17 protein-coding genes are annotated in these 15,509 nt (G+C 31.3%); 7 read left to right on the top strand and 10 right to left on the bottom strand.

What is annotated here, in order from left to right; genetic code table 11:
* The first annotated feature begins 3 nt into the window (after positions 1 to 3).
* From FBE93_RS00395 to FBE93_RS00385, 3 genes are read left to right on the top strand one after another with little or no spacing between them, the layout of a single operon-like run.
* Positions 4 to 525, top strand: a complete 522-nt coding sequence (locus FBE93_RS00395; protein ID WP_002826355.1) for a chemotaxis protein CheW — start codon at positions 4 to 6, stop codon at positions 523 to 525.
* A complete protein-coding gene (gene serB / locus FBE93_RS00390) occupies positions 525 to 1,148 on the top strand; it encodes a phosphoserine phosphatase SerB (RefSeq protein WP_002880526.1) in 624 nt (207 codons plus the stop codon). Before FBE93_RS00395 ends, serB begins: the two co-directional genes overlap by 1 nt.
* Entirely contained in the window at positions 1,148 to 2,125 is a 978-nt protein-coding gene (locus tag FBE93_RS00385; RefSeq protein ID WP_002934097.1) for a transaldolase, read from the top strand. Before serB ends, FBE93_RS00385 begins: the two co-directional genes overlap by 1 nt.
* Here FBE93_RS00385 and FBE93_RS00380 read toward each other — a convergent pair whose 3' ends face one another.
* The 10 genes from FBE93_RS00380 to FBE93_RS00335 form a co-directional block, all read right to left on the bottom strand.
* Positions 2,126 to 2,548: a hypothetical protein gene (locus FBE93_RS00380; RefSeq protein ID WP_002851686.1), complete on the bottom strand. Its 423-nt coding sequence runs from the start codon at positions 2,546 to 2,548 to the stop codon at positions 2,126 to 2,128.
* Positions 2,545 to 5,814, bottom strand: a complete 3,270-nt coding sequence (gene carB / locus FBE93_RS00375) for a carbamoyl-phosphate synthase large subunit (protein WP_002934098.1) — start codon at positions 5,812 to 5,814, stop codon at positions 2,545 to 2,547. The genes FBE93_RS00380 and carB overlap by 4 nt, the downstream gene beginning before the upstream one ends.
* Positions 5,815 to 6,074: 260 nt before the next feature.
* Positions 6,075 to 6,824 (bottom strand): rod shape-determining protein MreC, encoded by a 750-nt coding sequence (gene mreC, locus FBE93_RS00370; RefSeq protein ID WP_002877813.1) that lies wholly within the window; start codon positions 6,822 to 6,824, stop codon positions 6,075 to 6,077.
* Positions 6,814 to 7,854, bottom strand: coding sequence for a rod shape-determining protein (locus tag FBE93_RS00365; RefSeq protein WP_002851700.1), 1,041 nt, complete (start codon positions 7,852 to 7,854; stop codon positions 6,814 to 6,816). Before FBE93_RS00365 ends, mreC begins: the two co-directional genes overlap by 11 nt.
* Positions 7,855 to 7,865: 11 nt before the next feature.
* Positions 7,866 to 9,089: an ATP-dependent Clp protease ATP-binding subunit ClpX gene (gene clpX / locus FBE93_RS00360; protein WP_165434070.1), complete on the bottom strand. Its 1,224-nt coding sequence runs from the start codon at positions 9,087 to 9,089 to the stop codon at positions 7,866 to 7,868.
* On the bottom strand, positions 9,082 to 9,873 hold the full coding sequence (lpxA, locus tag FBE93_RS00355; protein WP_002934100.1) for an acyl-ACP--UDP-N-acetylglucosamine O-acyltransferase: 792 nt from the start codon (positions 9,871 to 9,873) through the stop codon (positions 9,082 to 9,084). Before lpxA ends, clpX begins: the two co-directional genes overlap by 8 nt.
* The gene (fabZ, locus tag FBE93_RS00350; RefSeq protein ID WP_002851782.1) at positions 9,873 to 10,313 is read right to left on the bottom strand and encodes a 3-hydroxyacyl-ACP dehydratase FabZ; all 441 of its coding nucleotides are present in this window, start codon (positions 10,311 to 10,313) and stop codon (positions 9,873 to 9,875) included. Before fabZ ends, lpxA begins: the two co-directional genes overlap by 1 nt.
* Before the next feature lie 94 nt (positions 10,314 to 10,407).
* A complete protein-coding gene (locus tag FBE93_RS00345; protein ID WP_002934102.1) occupies positions 10,408 to 11,499 on the bottom strand; it encodes an epoxyqueuosine reductase QueH in 1,092 nt (363 codons plus the stop codon).
* Positions 11,499 to 11,954: a thioredoxin-dependent thiol peroxidase gene (bcp, locus tag FBE93_RS00340; protein ID WP_165434069.1), complete on the bottom strand. Its 456-nt coding sequence runs from the start codon at positions 11,952 to 11,954 to the stop codon at positions 11,499 to 11,501. Before bcp ends, FBE93_RS00345 begins: the two co-directional genes overlap by 1 nt.
* Positions 11,951 to 12,157: a 4-oxalocrotonate tautomerase family protein gene (locus FBE93_RS00335; protein ID WP_002934111.1), complete on the bottom strand. Its 207-nt coding sequence runs from the start codon at positions 12,155 to 12,157 to the stop codon at positions 11,951 to 11,953. Before FBE93_RS00335 ends, bcp begins: the two co-directional genes overlap by 4 nt.
* A gap of 176 nt (positions 12,158 to 12,333) precedes the next feature.
* Here FBE93_RS00335 and ilvE point away from each other — a divergent pair, with 176 nt between their 5' ends.
* From ilvE to FBE93_RS00315, 4 genes are read left to right on the top strand one after another with little or no spacing between them, the layout of a single operon-like run.
* On the top strand, positions 12,334 to 13,248 hold the full coding sequence (ilvE, locus tag FBE93_RS00330) for a branched-chain-amino-acid transaminase (protein ID WP_002934112.1): 915 nt from the start codon (positions 12,334 to 12,336) through the stop codon (positions 13,246 to 13,248).
* Positions 13,249 to 13,260: 12 nt separating this feature from the next.
* Positions 13,261 to 14,349: a prohibitin family protein gene (locus FBE93_RS00325; protein WP_002861052.1), complete on the top strand. Its 1,089-nt coding sequence runs from the start codon at positions 13,261 to 13,263 to the stop codon at positions 14,347 to 14,349.
* A 12-nt stretch (positions 14,350 to 14,361) separates the two neighbouring features.
* Complete coding sequence (locus FBE93_RS00320) at positions 14,362 to 14,892, top strand: DUF2393 domain-containing protein (RefSeq protein WP_002934113.1); 531 nt, start codon at positions 14,362 to 14,364, stop codon at positions 14,890 to 14,892.
* Positions 14,892 to 15,401 (top strand): DUF2393 family protein, encoded by a 510-nt coding sequence (locus FBE93_RS00315; protein ID WP_002934116.1) that lies wholly within the window; start codon positions 14,892 to 14,894, stop codon positions 15,399 to 15,401. Before FBE93_RS00320 ends, FBE93_RS00315 begins: the two co-directional genes overlap by 1 nt.
* The last annotated feature ends 108 nt before the right edge of the window (positions 15,402 to 15,509 follow it).

The following is a 15,509-nucleotide window of genomic DNA, read 5'->3' as shown; positions in this document are numbered from 1 at the left end:
AATATGAGTAATGAAAAATTAGAGCAAATTTTGCAAAAACAGCAAACTCAGATGGCTGGTCCTGATGTCGATCAAAGAGAAGATGATATCATCCAACTTGTCGGCTTTGTAGTTGGAGATGAGGAATATGCGATTCCAATTCTTAATATACAAGAAATCATCAAACCTATAGAATATACTAGAGTTCCTAGTGTACCTGATTATGTTCTAGGGGTTTTTAATATGCGTGGTAATGTTATGCCACTCATTGATCTAGCTCAACGCTTTCATTTAGGAAGTTCTAAAATGACACCTCAAACAAGATATATTGTTTTAAGAGGTGAGACAAATGGAACTGGAGTTGGAGGAAATGCTGGTTTTGTTATAGATAGATTAACTGAAGCAATTAAAATTCACAGAAACAGAATCGATCCACCACCTGAAACTTTAGTTAAAGACAAAGGTATGATTTATGGTATAGGAAAAAGAGATGAAAATATCTTAACTATACTCAAAGTAGAAGCTTTACTTAAGCGCGAATTTTAATGATTAAACTTTGTGTTTTTGACTTTGACGCTACTTTAATGGATGGTGAAACCATCGATATTTTAGCTACAGCGCATGGCAAGGGTAATCAAACAAGCGAAATTACCCGCCATGCCATGGCTGGAGAGCTTGATTTTTTCGAAAGTCTTCAAAAACGAGTAAGCCTTTTAAAAGGTATGTCTTATAAAAAAGTTTTAGAATTAGGTAGCACACTTCCACTAATGCATGGAGCACATGAACTTATCCAATATTTAAAATCTAAAAATATACAAATTGTTATTTTTAGCGGTGGTTTTCATGAAGGCATAGATCCTGCTATGCAAAAACTTGGAATTAATCTCGGTTTTGCAAATTATCTGCATCATAAAAATGACATTTTAACAGGGCTAGTTGGTGGAGAAATGATGTTTTCAAATTCAAAAGGCTTAATGCTACAACGATTAAAAAGCTTTTTAAATTTGAAAACAGATGAAGTGATGTGCGTTGGCGATGGGGCAAATGATTTGGCAATGTTTAACGAAAGTGGATTAAAGATTGCATTTTGTGCTAAAGAAATTTTACGTTCTCAAGCTGATATTTGCATAGATATAAAAGACTTAAAAGAAATAATAAAGGTAATATAATGAAAAATTTTTCTCTTTGGTGTGATTTTATAGAAAATAGTTTTTTAGATAATGAATTTTTAAATTTATTATCACATGGAATTAATGGTGCTACTTCAAATCCCGCTATTTTTAAAAATGCTATTTTAAATTCTCCAATTTATAAAGATAAAATTCTTAAATTAAAAGGAAAAAAAACAAAAGATATTTATGAAGAATTAGCAATTTCTGATATTCAAAAAGCAGCTGATAAACTAGCTCCTCTTTTTTATCAAAAAAATGATGGATTTATAAGTATTGAAATAGATCCAAGACTTCATGATAACACGACTCTTAGTTTAGGCGAAGCTAAAAGACTTTATAGTGCTATTAGCAAAGAAAATGTAATGATTAAAATACCAGCTACAAAAGCTTCTTATGAAGTAATGTATGAACTTATGAAAAATGGTATTAGCGTCAATGCTACCTTAATTTTTTCTCTTGAACAAAGTCAAAAATGTTTTGAAGCTTTAAATGCAGGTTTAGTCGAATTTAGAAAAAACAATATAGCCTTAAAAGAACAAAATACTAGAACACCACAAGCTGTTATAAGTATTTTTGTAAGTCGTTTTGATAGACTTTTAAATCCTAAAGCCAAAGAGCAAAATCGTATTGGAATTTTAAATGCAAATTTAGCTTATAACAATATCTACTCAAAAAATGAACCTAATATTCGCGCTTTGTTTGCAAGCACTGGAGTTAAAGGAGATGATCTGCCAAAAGACTATTATATCAAAGAACTTCTTTTTGAGAATTCTGTTAATACTGCTCCTCTTGATGCAATAGAGGCATTTAAAGGAAAAATGGATTTTAAAAAACCTTTAATGAATTTTGAAATTTATACAGAACTTAATCAAATCATTTCTCAAAGTGAACGAGAAAAAGCTTGCAATGATTTGTTAAGTGATGGCCTAGAGCAATTTTGTATTGCTTTTGAAGATATTTTAAAAGCTCTTTAATTAACGTATTTTTATCATTTTATTCTTTGAAAGTTTTAATATTTTTGATGGGATATTTTCGAAAAATTTCTCATCAAGTATTATATCAGCAACACTTCTAGCCCATTCTTCATCAAATTCTTTTCCATGCTTGTTTGCCGAAGATGAATAAAAATAGCCATTTTTACTTAAAAAATTCGCATGTTTACACTCTTTCACAATACGAATGGCCTGATTATTTGGATAAATAAAAGTTGTTTTTTTAGAACGACGTACTAAATTTTTAAAAGATTTTGGAATTCTTGCCAAACTTTTTAACTCGCAAAATTTCGCAGAAGTGATTAAGCAAGGTTGATTTTTATCTCTACCTTTTAAAGCATTAATCTCTTCTAAATTTTTACTTAAAAATCCTACCGTAGTATCTGTTTGAGCTAAATAAATCAAGATTTAAGCCACTCTTGCAAACTCTTTACATCTAGGCAAGATTTACTCTGTATAGCTTTAATCGATTTTGCACCTGCTAAAGCTGATCGTAAATTTGTAAAATAAGGTATTTTAAAACGAATAATATTTTCACGAATTTTTTTCGTATCACCTTTAAAACTGTGATTATCACTTGTATTGATAACTAAGTGAATTTCTCCATTTTTCAATTTATCTTCAACATTGGGGCGTCCTTCTGAAATTTTATGTACAAGTTCGCACTCAAAACCACTTTCTAAAATTTCCTTACAAGTTCCCCCTGTTGCCATAAGCTTAAAGCCAAGCTTTACATATTCTGCAGCGATTTTTTTGGTATATTTTTTATCCTTATCTTTTAAGGAGATAAATACCACGCCTTGCTCTGGAAGATGATTAAACGATGCGATTTGACTTTTTGCGTAAGAATTTGCAAAATCCTTGCTTATACCCATAACTTCACCCGTTGAACGCATTTCAGGGCCTAATTCTAAATCACTTCCACTAAGTTTTGCAAATGGAAATACTGCTTCTTTTACACTCATATATTTTGGAGTTTTAGGGCGTAAAATTTTAGTATCAAAATTAACCACTTTGAAAGTATCATAAAATTTTAAAGCTTCTTTTAAATTTCCTTGCCACATCACACGCGTTGCCACTTTTGCTAAAGGAATACCCGTAGCTTTACTAACAAAAGGCACAGTACGACTAGCTCTAGGATTTACTTCTATCATATAAAGCTCATTATTATGTAAAGCAAATTGTATATTTAAAAGCCCTACAACTCCTAAATTTAAAGCAATATCTGCGGTTTTTTGTGCAATAAATTCTTGCATTTTTTCATCGATATTACAAGGTGGTAAAGAACAAGCACTATCGCCTGAATGAATTCCTGCTTCTTCTATATGCTCCATAATTCCTGCCACATAAACATCTTTGCCATCACAAATCGCATCAACATCAATTTCTGTAGCATTGTCTAAAAACTGATCGATCAAAACAGGACTTTTATCACTCACATCCACAGCTTCTTGCATATAGAGTCTAAGTTCAGCCTCATCATTTACCACACGCATCGCACGCCCACCTAAAACATAACTTGGTCTTACAAGCACAGGATATCCTATATCACTAGCCTTAAGCACCGCTTCTTCTACGCTTGTTGCAGTGGAATTTTTTGGCTGATTGATGCCTAATTTTGTAATAAATTCGGCAAATTTCTTTCTATCTTCTGCCATATCAATTACTCTTGCACTAGTACCTATAATTTTAGCTCCAAAAGCACTCAAACGCTTAGCAAATTTCAAAGGAGTTTGTCCACCAAAATGCACAATCACTCCATCAGGTTTTTCACGCTCAATCACCGCTCTTAAATGTTCAAAATCAATAGGTTCAAAATACAAAATATCGCTTGTATCGTAATCAGTCGAAACGGTTTCAGGATTACAATTATACATAATGGTTTTAATACCCATATCTTTAAGCGCAAAAGAAGCATGTACGCAAGCATAGTCAAATTCTATACCTTGTCCTATGCGGTTTGGTCCCCCACCTATAATCATCACTTTTTTTTCTTTTTTATCCTTAGTATCGTTTTTACTTTGAGTGAGTTCGCTTACATTGATACTTGAATAAAGATAAGGAGTTAAAGCTTCAAATTCACCCGCGCAAGTATCCACTTCGCTAAATTCTGCAATGATTTTTTGCTTCATTCTTGCATAATAAATATCATTTTGGCTTAATTCTAAATTATCTTTCAAATTTACAAGCAAGGCTATCATTTTATCTGAAAAACCCATAGTTTTTGCTTTTCTCAAAAGAGCTTTATTGTTTAAAATATCCATATCAATTTGCTCTTCAAAATCTACAATTTCTTTAATCTGTGTTAAAAACCAAGGATCTATTTTGCAAAGCCCATAAAGTTCTTCTACACTAAAACCTTCCCTAAAAGCCTGAGCAACATAAAGTAAACGCTTTTCATTGGCATTGCGAATTTTAAAAACAAGATCATTTCTATCTTCAAATTTTACTCTATCAAAACCACTCAAAGAGCGCTCAAGAGAACAAAGTGCTTTTTGTATACTTTCTTTAAAAGTACGTCCTATAGCCATCACCTCACCCACACTTTTCATAGCTGTACCTAAAGTTGTGTTTGCCCCTGGAAATTTTTCAAAAGTAAAGCGAGGAATTTTTGTTACAATATAATCAATCACAGGCTCAAAAGATGCAGGAGTTCCTGTAATATCATTTTTAATCTCATCTAAACTAAAGCCTACTGCCAAAAGTGTCGCAACCTTTGCTATAGGATAGCCTGTTGCCTTAGAAGCTAAAGCACTTGATCTTGAAACTCTTGGATTCATTTCTATAACTATCATTCTTCCATTTTTTGGGTTGATAGCAAACTGCACATTACTTCCGCCTGTATCTACGCCAATTTCACGCAAAATAGCAAAAGAAGCATTACGCATAACTTGATATTCTTTATCCGTCAAAGTTAATGCTGGAGCTATTGTAATACTATCTCCTGTATGAACTCCCATAGGATCGATATTTTCTATACTACAAACTATGATACAATTATCCGCTCTATCGCGTATAACTTCCATTTCATATTCTTTCCAACCCAACAAACTTTCTTCAATCAAAATTTCATGGATAGGCGATAAAGCTAAAGCAGTATTGGCAAGTTCTTTAAATTCGTCCATATTATAAACCACACCACTTCCAGCGCCTCCTAAAGTATAAGAAGCACGGATCATCAAAGGAAAACCGATCTCATCTACAGCTTTTAAAGCTTCATCATAATTATACGCATACATCGATTTTGGTAAATCCATGCCGATTTTTTTCATACATTCTTTAAAGACCTGACGATCTTCACCTTTTTTAATCGCCTCAGGGTTTGCACCTAAAAATTTCACATCTCCTAAAAGTCCACTTTCATAAACTTCCATAGCAACATTTAACGCTACTTGTCCACCCATGGTTGGTAAAATTGCATCAATTTTTTCTTTTTTAATAATACTTAAAATACTTTCTTTTGTTGTGGGTTCTATATAAGTCGCATCTGCAAATTCGGGATCTGTCATGATGGTTGCAGGATTTGAGTTGATTAATACTACACGATATCCTAATTCTTTTAAAGTCTTTGCGGCTTGAGTTCCAGAATAATCAAATTCACAAGCTTGTCCTATCACAATAGGACCACTTCCTATAAGTAAAATGCTTTTAATATCTGTTCGTTTTGGCATAAATTTTCCTAAGAGCATAAATTTGGGCTGATTATAACAAAAATTAGTTTTATAAACTTTGAAATTATCGATATAATTTTAAAAAATAAACACTCTGCTTTTAATCTAGGAAATAACACATAAAGAAATTTAAGATTTTTTATAAAATTCTCATTCGATTATAAAAATTTATTTGATAATTTAACAAAATTTTTAGCATTAAACAAAGTTATAATAATTAGCAAAAATATAGAAAATTTTTAAAAAGTCTAATCCTTGACTTATAAATTATCTACTACATATAAATAAGCAGGAATACTAATCTTAACATAAGGCTTTACTTCTACACTTTGATACATATCTTCATCATCAATTCTATTCACAATCCCAACAGGTATATCTGAAAAGAAAATATTATCAAGTCCACTTGTTAAAATTTCATCTCCGATATTAATTTTTGCCCATTTTGGAATAAATTTAACCACAATCCTGCCATCTTCACCTTGGATTAAACCCGGAGCTTTGGATTTTCCTATATAAACAGAAAAAACACACTGATCATCACCTTGTAAAAGAGCCATTGCTCTACCATTTTTATTAATAGCTATACCTGCAGTATATCCTTGATATATCAAACCACGATTTTTACCAACGGGAATTTTGCTCCAATCTAACCATAATTTTTTATAATCATTCAATTGAACATAAGAAATAACTCTAGTTAAAGAAACTTGAGGTAAATATTTTGTAGAATTTTGATCCTCTAAAATACGATTTAATTGATTTGCAAAACTAGTTACCTTTACAGCAATATCTTCTAATTCTTTATTTCTAGCTTTTAGTTGCTGAATTTGATTTGCTTGATTAAAGTGTTCTGAAATTTTTTCTCCTAAATAATCTTTAATATTATAAAAATTACCTATAACAAAATCATTAACACGGAGAACATTTTGCTTAATAAGTCCTCCATAATAAAAAGATATAAAAACCAAAAAGGCTAAGACAAGAACATAAAAAATCTTATTCTTCATTGGTTAATTGTTGCAATAATGAAATTTCCTCTAAAGCTTTACCTGTTCCTTTTGCTACAGCTAAAAGCGGTTCATCTGCGATATAAACTGGCAAACGTACAATTTCACTTAAGTATTTATCAAGACCACGAATCAATGCTCCGCCACCTGTTAAAACTACACCATTTTCTACTATATCACTTGCTAAATCAGGCGGCATCATTTCAAGAACCATTTTTAAAGCATCAGCAATTTCTTTTAAATACTCACGCATCGCTTCTCTTACATCTTCGCTTGTAAGTTCAATACGACTTAAAAGTCCACTTACTTGATCGCGTCCTTTTACCACCATAGAAAGCTCTTTTGGAAGTTGTATTGCTGAACCTATAGTGATTTTGATCTCTTCGCCTGTTCTTTCACCTATGATAAGATTGTATTTTTCTTTTACATAATTAACTATACTCATATCAAGCTTATCTCCAGCCGTACGAATAGACTTTGAAATCACAAGTCCACCCAAAGAAATCACTCCAATTTCAGTAGTTCCACCCCCTATATCTACTACCAAATTTCCTTTAGGCTCTTGTATAGGTAAACTTGCACCAATAGCTGCTGCCATAGGCTCTTCGATCAAAAATACCTCTCTTGCACCTGCGCTTAAAGCACTCTCTCTTACCGCTTTTCTTTCTACTTGAGTTAAACCATAAGGAACAGAAATGATAATTCTAGGGCGTAAAAAACTTTTTCTACGGTGTGTTTTTTCTATAAAATAGCGGATCATTTTTTCAGTCATATCAAAATCTGCAATCACGCCATCTTTCATAGGACGAATAGCTTCGATATTGCCTGGAGTTTTTCCCACCATATCTTTAGCTTCTTTGCCTACGGCTAAAATTTTTGCTTTGGAACCATACCTTTCTCTTTCAACTGCCACAACAGAAGGCTCATTTATCACTATACCCTTATCTTTTACCAAAACTAGCGTATTAGCTGTTCCTAAATCAATCCCCATATCACTAGAAAAAAATCCTATAAGTTGATCTAATATCATTTCTATCCTTTTTAACTTATTTTTCTTTTTATTAATAATGCCTTTGCATTGTCTTTAACAACTTCTTTGGTTATTACAATATCATAGTCTTTATACTCTGGTAACTCAAACATTAAATCTACCATCATTTCTTCTATAATACTTCTAAGCCCCCTAGCCCCTGTTTTTCTCTCCAATGCAAGTTGTGCAATAGCTTTTAGAGCATCTTCTTCAAATTTTAAATTTACCCCATCAATAGCAAAAAGCTTTTGATATTGCTTAATAATGGCATTTTTAGGCTCAGTTAAAATTCTTACCATATCTTCTTCATTAAGCTCATTTAAAGATGCAATCACATGCAAACGACCTATAAGCTCAGGAATCAAACCAAAATGCACCAAATCATCAGGTTCAATTTTCTCAAGTAAAGCTTTATTTTCTTCTTTTGCATCATCAAAAAAGCCCACAACTTTATCGCCAAGTTTTCTTTTTAAGATAGTTTCCAAACCATCAAAAGCTCCACCACAAACAAATAAAATATTTGAAGTGTCAATTTGTATAAACTCTTGATTTGGATGTTTTCTTCCCCCTTTTGGTGGAATATTTACCAAACTTCCTTCGATAATCTTAAGTAAAGCTTGTTGCACACCCTCTCCACTTACATCACGAGTAATAGAACGATTTTCACTCATTCTAGCAATTTTATCAATCTCATCAATAAAAACTATACCTTTTTGAGCTCTTTGCACATCTCCATCTGCAGCTTGCAAAAGACGTGTTAAAATATTTTCCACATCCTCACCTACATATCCTGCTTCAGTTAAAGAAGTTGCATCACAAATTGCTATAGGTACATCTAAAAATTTAGCTAAAGTTTGTGCCAATAAAGTTTTTCCACTTCCTGTTGGCCCAACAAGTAAAATATTTGACTTAAAAAGCTCTGTATCATCATCTTGAAGTTCGACTTTAAAAAGTCTTTTATAATGATTGTATACTCCAACACTAAAAACTTTTTTAGCTCTATCTTGTCCTATGACATAACGATCTAGATAAGCTTTTAATTCTTTTGGAGTGATATCTTTAAATTCTGTATTATGGCTTTGTTTAGGTTCTTTAAATTCTTTTTCTTCTCCATAAATAATACTATAAGCACCTTCAACGCAATATTCACAAATAAAAGCATCATCATTTTCATTTGCTAAAATTCTTCTTTGTGGATTCTCCACTTCATTGCAAAAACTACATTTTCTAGGCATTATTTTTACCCCTATAGACAGGAATTCCGCGCTTTGTTTCTAATATAAAATGGCACATTTTTTTAACATTTTCACTTTCTTGATTTTCAAGCAAATTTTTAGCATTTTCTTTTAAATCTCCTTGTCTAAATAAAGTTTTAAAAGCTCTACTAAGTCTATCTACTTCATCTTTATCAAAACGACGACGAATACCTACTAAATTTAAACTTCTAATACTTGCACGATTTCCTTCTGCTAAACAAAACGGTACTATATCCTGAGAAAGTGCACTTGCTCCTGCTATCATACAACCCTCACCTACTTTGACAAATTGATGAATAGGTGTAAGCCCGCCTACAACCGTAAAATCTCCAAGCTCTACATGTCCTGCTAAAGTTGCATTATTAGCTAAAATAATATTATTACCTAAAAGACAATCATGAGCAATATGACAATAAGCCATAATAAAAGCATTATCGCCTATACGAGTAAAACCATCTCCTTTAGCTGTACCTGAATTTATCGTTGCAAATTCTCTAATAGTTACATTTTTTCCTATAACAACACCGCTTTTTTGCTCTTCTTTATAAGATATGTCCTGAGGAATATCGCCTACTATAGCATAAGAAAATACACGAGAATGATCACCTATAGTTGTATCTGAAAGAATTCGAGCACCTTGTTTGATGACAACATCATTACCTATTTTAGTATCTTTACCTACATAAGCATAAGCTTCTATTACAACATCGTCACCAAGTTGTGCACCCTCTTCAATCACTGCACTTGGATGAATTTTTTTCATTATTTATCCACTATCATAGCTTTAAGTTCGGCCTCTGCAACTAAATTTCCATCTACAAAAGCTTGCCCTTTAAAAATCCACATATTACCACGATTTTTAACCACGCTCATTTCATAATCAAGCCTATCTCCAGGACGCACAGGATTTCTAAATTTTGCTCCATCTATACCTGTGAAATAAACTACTTTACTTTTTGGATCCACTTTATCTTCCATACTTTCAAAAGCTAAAACTCCACCTGTTTGAGCCATACCTTCTAAAATCAAAACTCCAGGATAAATAGGATGCCCTGGAAAATGTCCCATAAAAACATGATCACTTATACTGATGTTTTTATATCCTCGCACCACTTCTTTAACTTTTAATTCTGTAATTTTATCTACTAGTAAAAAAGGATAACGGTGTGGTAAGATTTCTTGAATTTGCATTACATCTATCATTATTAAATTAACCTTGAAAACAATTAAAAATTTTATTATATAAAAAAATCATTAAAAATTATATTAACAAAAAAAGTTTTTCTTAATAAATTTCTTAAATTTCTACAAGTACCTCTTGATTATCATGATAAATTTCACTTTTTGCTATCACTTCATATCTTGAAGGTAAAATATTTTCAAGGATGACAATAGGGCTAAGATTATAAGTTCCAAACAATTTATTACGCCATTTAATTTCTGCTTGAACACTTAAAGGTTTTTTTAAAAAATCTTCAAAATTTTTCCATTTGTTTTTAAAAAATGCATTAAAACGCCAAAATTCCACAAAAACCATTTCATCTTTAGTGCTTCTATAAAAGCCTTCTTTTAAATTTTGTTTTAAATTTTCCTCATCTAAAGAAAATCTTGTATAAGCGTTTTTAAAATGCGAATAAAATAAAATATGAGATTTAACAGGCTTTTTATCTAATTTTATCAAAGCACTTAAAAGACGATAATTTAAAAATTTCTCTCTTAAAATTGCAAATTTTATACCCTTTTTTTCCCATAAAACTACTTTTTTATAAAGAGCTATTCTTGCTTCTATACTTGCAGGTAAAATTTGCTTATTTACAGGAGACATTAATTCATCAATGAAATTCTTATCTTGTTTTTGTTTTTTAAGCCCATAAATACAACCACAATAGTTTTGATGATAAAGCATTTCTTTTTTTGCTAAAGCAAACTGCCTTTGAGTGCCGCCATTTTTACGAAAATCAGGAGCTAAAAACTCTACTCCATAAGGCTCACATTCTTTTTGTAAGGCATTTTTTAACTGTTCTAAATCTTTTTTAGGGCTGGTTAAAAGTGTAGTAGTAAGCTTTTTTTCTCCTATTTTAGCAGCAAATTTTACACTAGATTCCATTCTTACATCAAAACAAATTTCACACCTTGCACCCTTTTCAGGCTCATCTTCATAACCACGCACAGCATTAAGCCATTTTTCATACTCATACTCACCCTTATATAACTTAATACCGAGTTTATCACAAGATCTTTTTACATCTAAAAATCTTAGTTCATATTCGCTTAAAGGATGGATATTTGGATCATAAAAATACCCTATGATTTTTTCTTCAGGATAAGTCTTTCTAAGTTCTTCAACAAAATAATGACTATCGACACTACAACAAATATGCACTAGCATTAAAGACTTTCAAGCACTTTTAAAGCGTGATCTTTTACACGAACATTGCTATAAATTTGAGCAATCTTACCTGTTTCATCGATAACAAAAGTAGAACGAATAAGACCTTCGTATTCTTTTCCGTAATTTTTCTTAAGCCCCCAAGCTCCATAAGCTTTAGCAACTTCTTTTTCACTATCACTAAGTAAAATATGCTTTAAATCAAATTTAGAGATAAATTTTTCATGACTTGCCACGCTATCAGGACTAATGCCAATAATCACTGCATTTTTACTACCAAATTTATCATAATTTAAACTAAAATCACAAGCTTCTGTAGCACAACCTGGGGTATTATCTTTTGGATAAAAATACAAAATCACCTTTTTACCGATAAAATCTTTTAATGCTATTTTTGCCCCATCTTGATTTAAAAGCTCAAACTGAGGTGCTTTATCTCCTATATTTAAACTCATTTGTTTGCCTTTGCTTTGATAGCTTCTACACTTTCTCCGCCAAAGCCTATGTCATAATTTTCTACATCTTCTAAAACCACAACAACTCTTTCTTTGCTTTTATTATATTTCGTGCTTAAAAGTTTGGTAATATCAGCTATAAGATCCGCTTTTTGTTCCTTGCTTAAAGACGGCTTTGCTAATTTAATATTTACTAATGGCATAATTTCTCCTTTTTAACGATAATTTTTCATAATTATTTCAAAAAATACCTAATATTTTTTTTAACAAAAAACCTTAATTTAATAAAAGCTTATTGTTAGTATATTTTTGATAAAATCCTGATTTATTCTTAAAATAATATTTTTTTAAGAAATAAACAACTATAAAAGGTAAAAAAATGATCTCAGCAGATAAAATTTGGATGGATGGAAAATTAGTTGATTTTAAAGATGCAACTTTGCACTTTTTAACCCATTCTTTACATTATGGCAATGCTGTTTTTGAAGGAACTAGAGCCTATAAAACAGATAAAGGCTTAGCAATTTTCAGACTTGAAGATCACACCAAAAGACTTTTAGAGTCTGCAAAAATTACTCTTTTAAATTGTCCTTTTTCTCAAAAAGAGCTTGAAAATGCACAAATTGAACTCTTAAAAGCAAACAATTTTAAAAGCAATGTCTATATCCGTCCTTTGATTTTCTTAGGTGATGGAGTTATGGGACTTTATCATATAAAAGCTCCTGTAAGAGTTGGGATTGCAGCTTGGGAATGGGGTGCTTACCTTGGAGAAGAAGGTTTAGAAAAAGGCATAAAAGTAAAAATTTCGTCTTTTGCAAGAAATAGTGTTAAATCATGCATGGGAAAAGCTAAAGCAAGTGCGAATTATCTTAACTCTCAAATTGCAAAATTTGAAGCTATTGAAGCAGGCTATGAAGAAGCTTTGATGCTTGATGAAGAAGGTTTTATCGCAGAAGGAACAGGAGAATGTTTCTTTATTGTAAAAGATGGGGTTTTAATCACGCCTCCAAATGATTTTTCTTTAAAAAGCATTACTCAAGATACAGTGCTTAAAATCGCTCATGATCTTGGTGTCACTGTGCTTCGCCAAAGAATTTCAAGAGATGAAGTTTATACTGCCGATGAAGCATTTTTTACCGGAACAGCCGCTGAAATCACTCCTATTAACAATATTGATGCAAGAATAATAGGAAATAGTTTAAGAGGATCTGTAACTAAAAAACTCCAAGATGCTTATTTTGATGTAGTTTATGGACGCAATGAAAAATACGCATCTATGCTAACTTATATTTAAAAAAGGAAATAAATGCCAGCTGATTTGAATGATTATTTCAATAAAAAAAATGGAAATTCTAACAATAACGGAAACAACAACCGTCAAAATTTCAATTTCAAAGCACCAGAATTTAATTTTAAAGGTTTTGGAAAATTCTCTCCGTTTATTTATGGGGTGATTATTATTATTTTATTTTTAATCGTTGCAAAACCTTTTATGGTGATAAATTCTGGGGAAATGGGGATTAAATCAACAACAGGTAAATATGACCCAAATCCATTAGAACCAGGACTTCACTTTTTCTTACCTTTTGTACAAAAAATAACCATAATCGATACTAGAGTAAGACAAATCAACTATGCTTCTATAGAAGGAAGTAATGAAAATTTATCTTCAGGTTCAGGTGTTATTAATAAAAATAGTATTTCTGTACTTGACTCTCGTGGACTGCCTGTATCTATTGATGTTACAGTGCAATACCGTTTAAATCCTTTGCAAGTTCCTCAAACCATAGCTACTTGGAGCTTAAATTGGGAAAATAAAATTATCGATCCAGTTGTTCGTGATGTAGTGCGAAGTGTTGTAGGAAAATATACAGCCGAAGAACTTCCTACTAATCGTAATACAATAGCCGCTCAAATAGAAGAAGGTATAAGAAAAACTATAGAAGCTCAACCAAATGAGCCTGTAGAACTTCGTGCTGTACAACTTAGAGAAATTATTTTACCTTCAAAAGTAAAAGAGCAAATCGAACGCGTGCAAATTGCAAAACAAGAAGCTGAAAGAACCAAATATGAAGTAGAAAGAGCTAATCAAGAAGCCTTAAAAAAAGCTGCCTTAGCTGAAGGGGAAGCAAACGCAACCATAATCAGTGCCAAAGGTAAAGCTATGGCTGTTAAAATAGAAGCAGATGCACAAGCTTATTCTAATAAAGAAATTGCAAACAGCTTAAACACTCCTTTGCTAAATTTAAAGCAAATTGAAACTCAAAAAGAATTTAATGAAGCTTTAAAAGTCAATCAAGATGCTAAAATTTTCTTAACTCCAGGTGGAGCAGTGCCAAACATTTGGGTTGATACCAAAGATGCTAAAAAGCAAAGTTCTGCCAACATGAACTAAAAGGATACGCAAGTGGAAAAACTAAGAGAAATCGTGCTTTTTTACACTACTCATTTATATTTAGTAGATTATATGCTGATTTTATTAGTTTTTTTTCTCTTCACTTGTGTTTTACTTCTTTGTGTATTTTTACGCCATAGACCTATAGCAGCACTTTTTATTATTGCATTTGATATTATTATTTGTTTCTTAGTTTATATCTATGGGTATAAACTAATAGACAATGAAATAAGAACTCGAAAAACCGCTATTACAGATCAAAAAATAATACAAAGCTCAAATGATTTAATTGTTGATTTTAACATTACAAATAATTCAAAAAATAATTTTAAAGAATGCAAAATTACAGCTAAAATTTTTGCAGATAAAATACCTAATGATAATATCATAGAAGAATATAAAAAGAAATTTATCCCTTTTAGACAAAAAAGTAGAGAAATTAAAGATCTAAAGAAAAATGCAACCCAATTTCAAAGAATTGCTTTTGAAAATTTTAACTATGAAAATAACTATACCATACGCTTAGTTTCGGAGTGTTTTTAATGCATTTTACAATTTTTCATATTATAGCTTTTATTATTTTACTTATTTGCTTTGCCTTGATTTGTATTTTAATCTTTCTAAAAGTCGAACAGAAAGAAATGGCTTTGATTTCTTATACCATAGCTACTATTTTTATCGCACTTTTGATATATTCTATTTTTCTAACAATCAATCAATTCACCACTCAAGCCGATCTTAGCAAACTAACCTACACAAGAGATCTGAGACATGAAAGTGTTATCGTAAGCGGAAAGGTCCAAAATCTTACTAAATTTGAAATCAGAAAATGCTATTTGATACTTAGCATATTAAACCAAAAAAAAGCAGGGGGAGAAATTTTCAATGATAAAAATATCCGCAATGCCAAAATGCAAAATACAAGTGTTTCTTACACTATAGAAATTATAGACAAACTTCCAGGTAATGCTTATAAAGAATTTAGAGCGAGTGTTCCTTTTCCTCCAAGTTTTGATAACCCTGAATTTTATCACACTCTAAAATGTATTTGATTTAAAAAATATACTTAATATTAACAATTAGAATTTGTCTATATCACAATTTCATTAAATCTTAAAGAATTAAACATATATTATTTTATAGAGATAACTAGCTTTTTG

The sequence above is a fragment of the Campylobacter sp. CFSAN093229 genome (assembly GCF_011068225.1).
GTDB lineage: Bacteria > Campylobacterota > Campylobacteria > Campylobacterales > Campylobacteraceae > Campylobacter_D > Campylobacter_D jejuni.
Note: the sequence above shows the minus strand (reverse complement) of the source record. Positions and strands in the feature narration are given on the sequence as shown.

Excerpts from the sequence above, each read along its gene's own strand:
- FBE93_RS00395 (WP_002826355.1), top strand. The coding sequence starts at position 4 with ATGAGTAATGAAAAATTAGAGCAAATTTTGCAAAAACAGCAAACTCAG.
- serB (WP_002880526.1), top strand. The coding sequence starts at position 525 with ATGATTAAACTTTGTGTTTTTGACTTTGACGCTACTTTAATGGATGGT.
- FBE93_RS00385 (WP_002934097.1), top strand. The coding sequence starts at position 1,148 with ATGAAAAATTTTTCTCTTTGGTGTGATTTTATAGAAAATAGTTTTTTA.
- carB (WP_002934098.1), bottom strand. The coding sequence starts at position 5,814 with ATGCCAAAACGAACAGATATTAAAAGCATTTTACTTATAGGAAGTGGT.
- mreC (WP_002877813.1), bottom strand. The coding sequence starts at position 6,824 with ATGAAGAATAAGATTTTTTATGTTCTTGTCTTAGCCTTTTTGGTTTTT.
- FBE93_RS00365 (WP_002851700.1), bottom strand. The coding sequence starts at position 7,854 with ATGATATTAGATCAACTTATAGGATTTTTTTCTAGTGATATGGGGATT.
- clpX (WP_165434070.1), bottom strand. The coding sequence starts at position 9,089 with ATGCCTAGAAAATGTAGTTTTTGCAATGAAGTGGAGAATCCACAAAGA.
- lpxA (WP_002934100.1), bottom strand. The coding sequence starts at position 9,873 with ATGAAAAAAATTCATCCAAGTGCAGTGATTGAAGAGGGTGCACAACTT.
- fabZ (WP_002851782.1), bottom strand. The coding sequence starts at position 10,313 with ATGATAGATGTAATGCAAATTCAAGAAATCTTACCACACCGTTATCCT.
- FBE93_RS00345 (WP_002934102.1), bottom strand. The coding sequence starts at position 11,499 with ATGCTAGTGCATATTTGTTGTAGTGTCGATAGTCATTATTTTGTTGAA.
- bcp (WP_165434069.1), bottom strand. The coding sequence starts at position 11,954 with ATGAGTTTAAATATAGGAGATAAAGCACCTCAGTTTGAGCTTTTAAAT.
- FBE93_RS00335 (WP_002934111.1), bottom strand. The coding sequence starts at position 12,157 with ATGCCATTAGTAAATATTAAATTAGCAAAGCCGTCTTTAAGCAAGGAA.
- ilvE (WP_002934112.1), top strand. The coding sequence starts at position 12,334 with ATGATCTCAGCAGATAAAATTTGGATGGATGGAAAATTAGTTGATTTT.
- FBE93_RS00325 (WP_002861052.1), top strand. The coding sequence starts at position 13,261 with ATGCCAGCTGATTTGAATGATTATTTCAATAAAAAAAATGGAAATTCT.
- FBE93_RS00315 (WP_002934116.1), top strand. The coding sequence starts at position 14,892 with ATGCATTTTACAATTTTTCATATTATAGCTTTTATTATTTTACTTATT.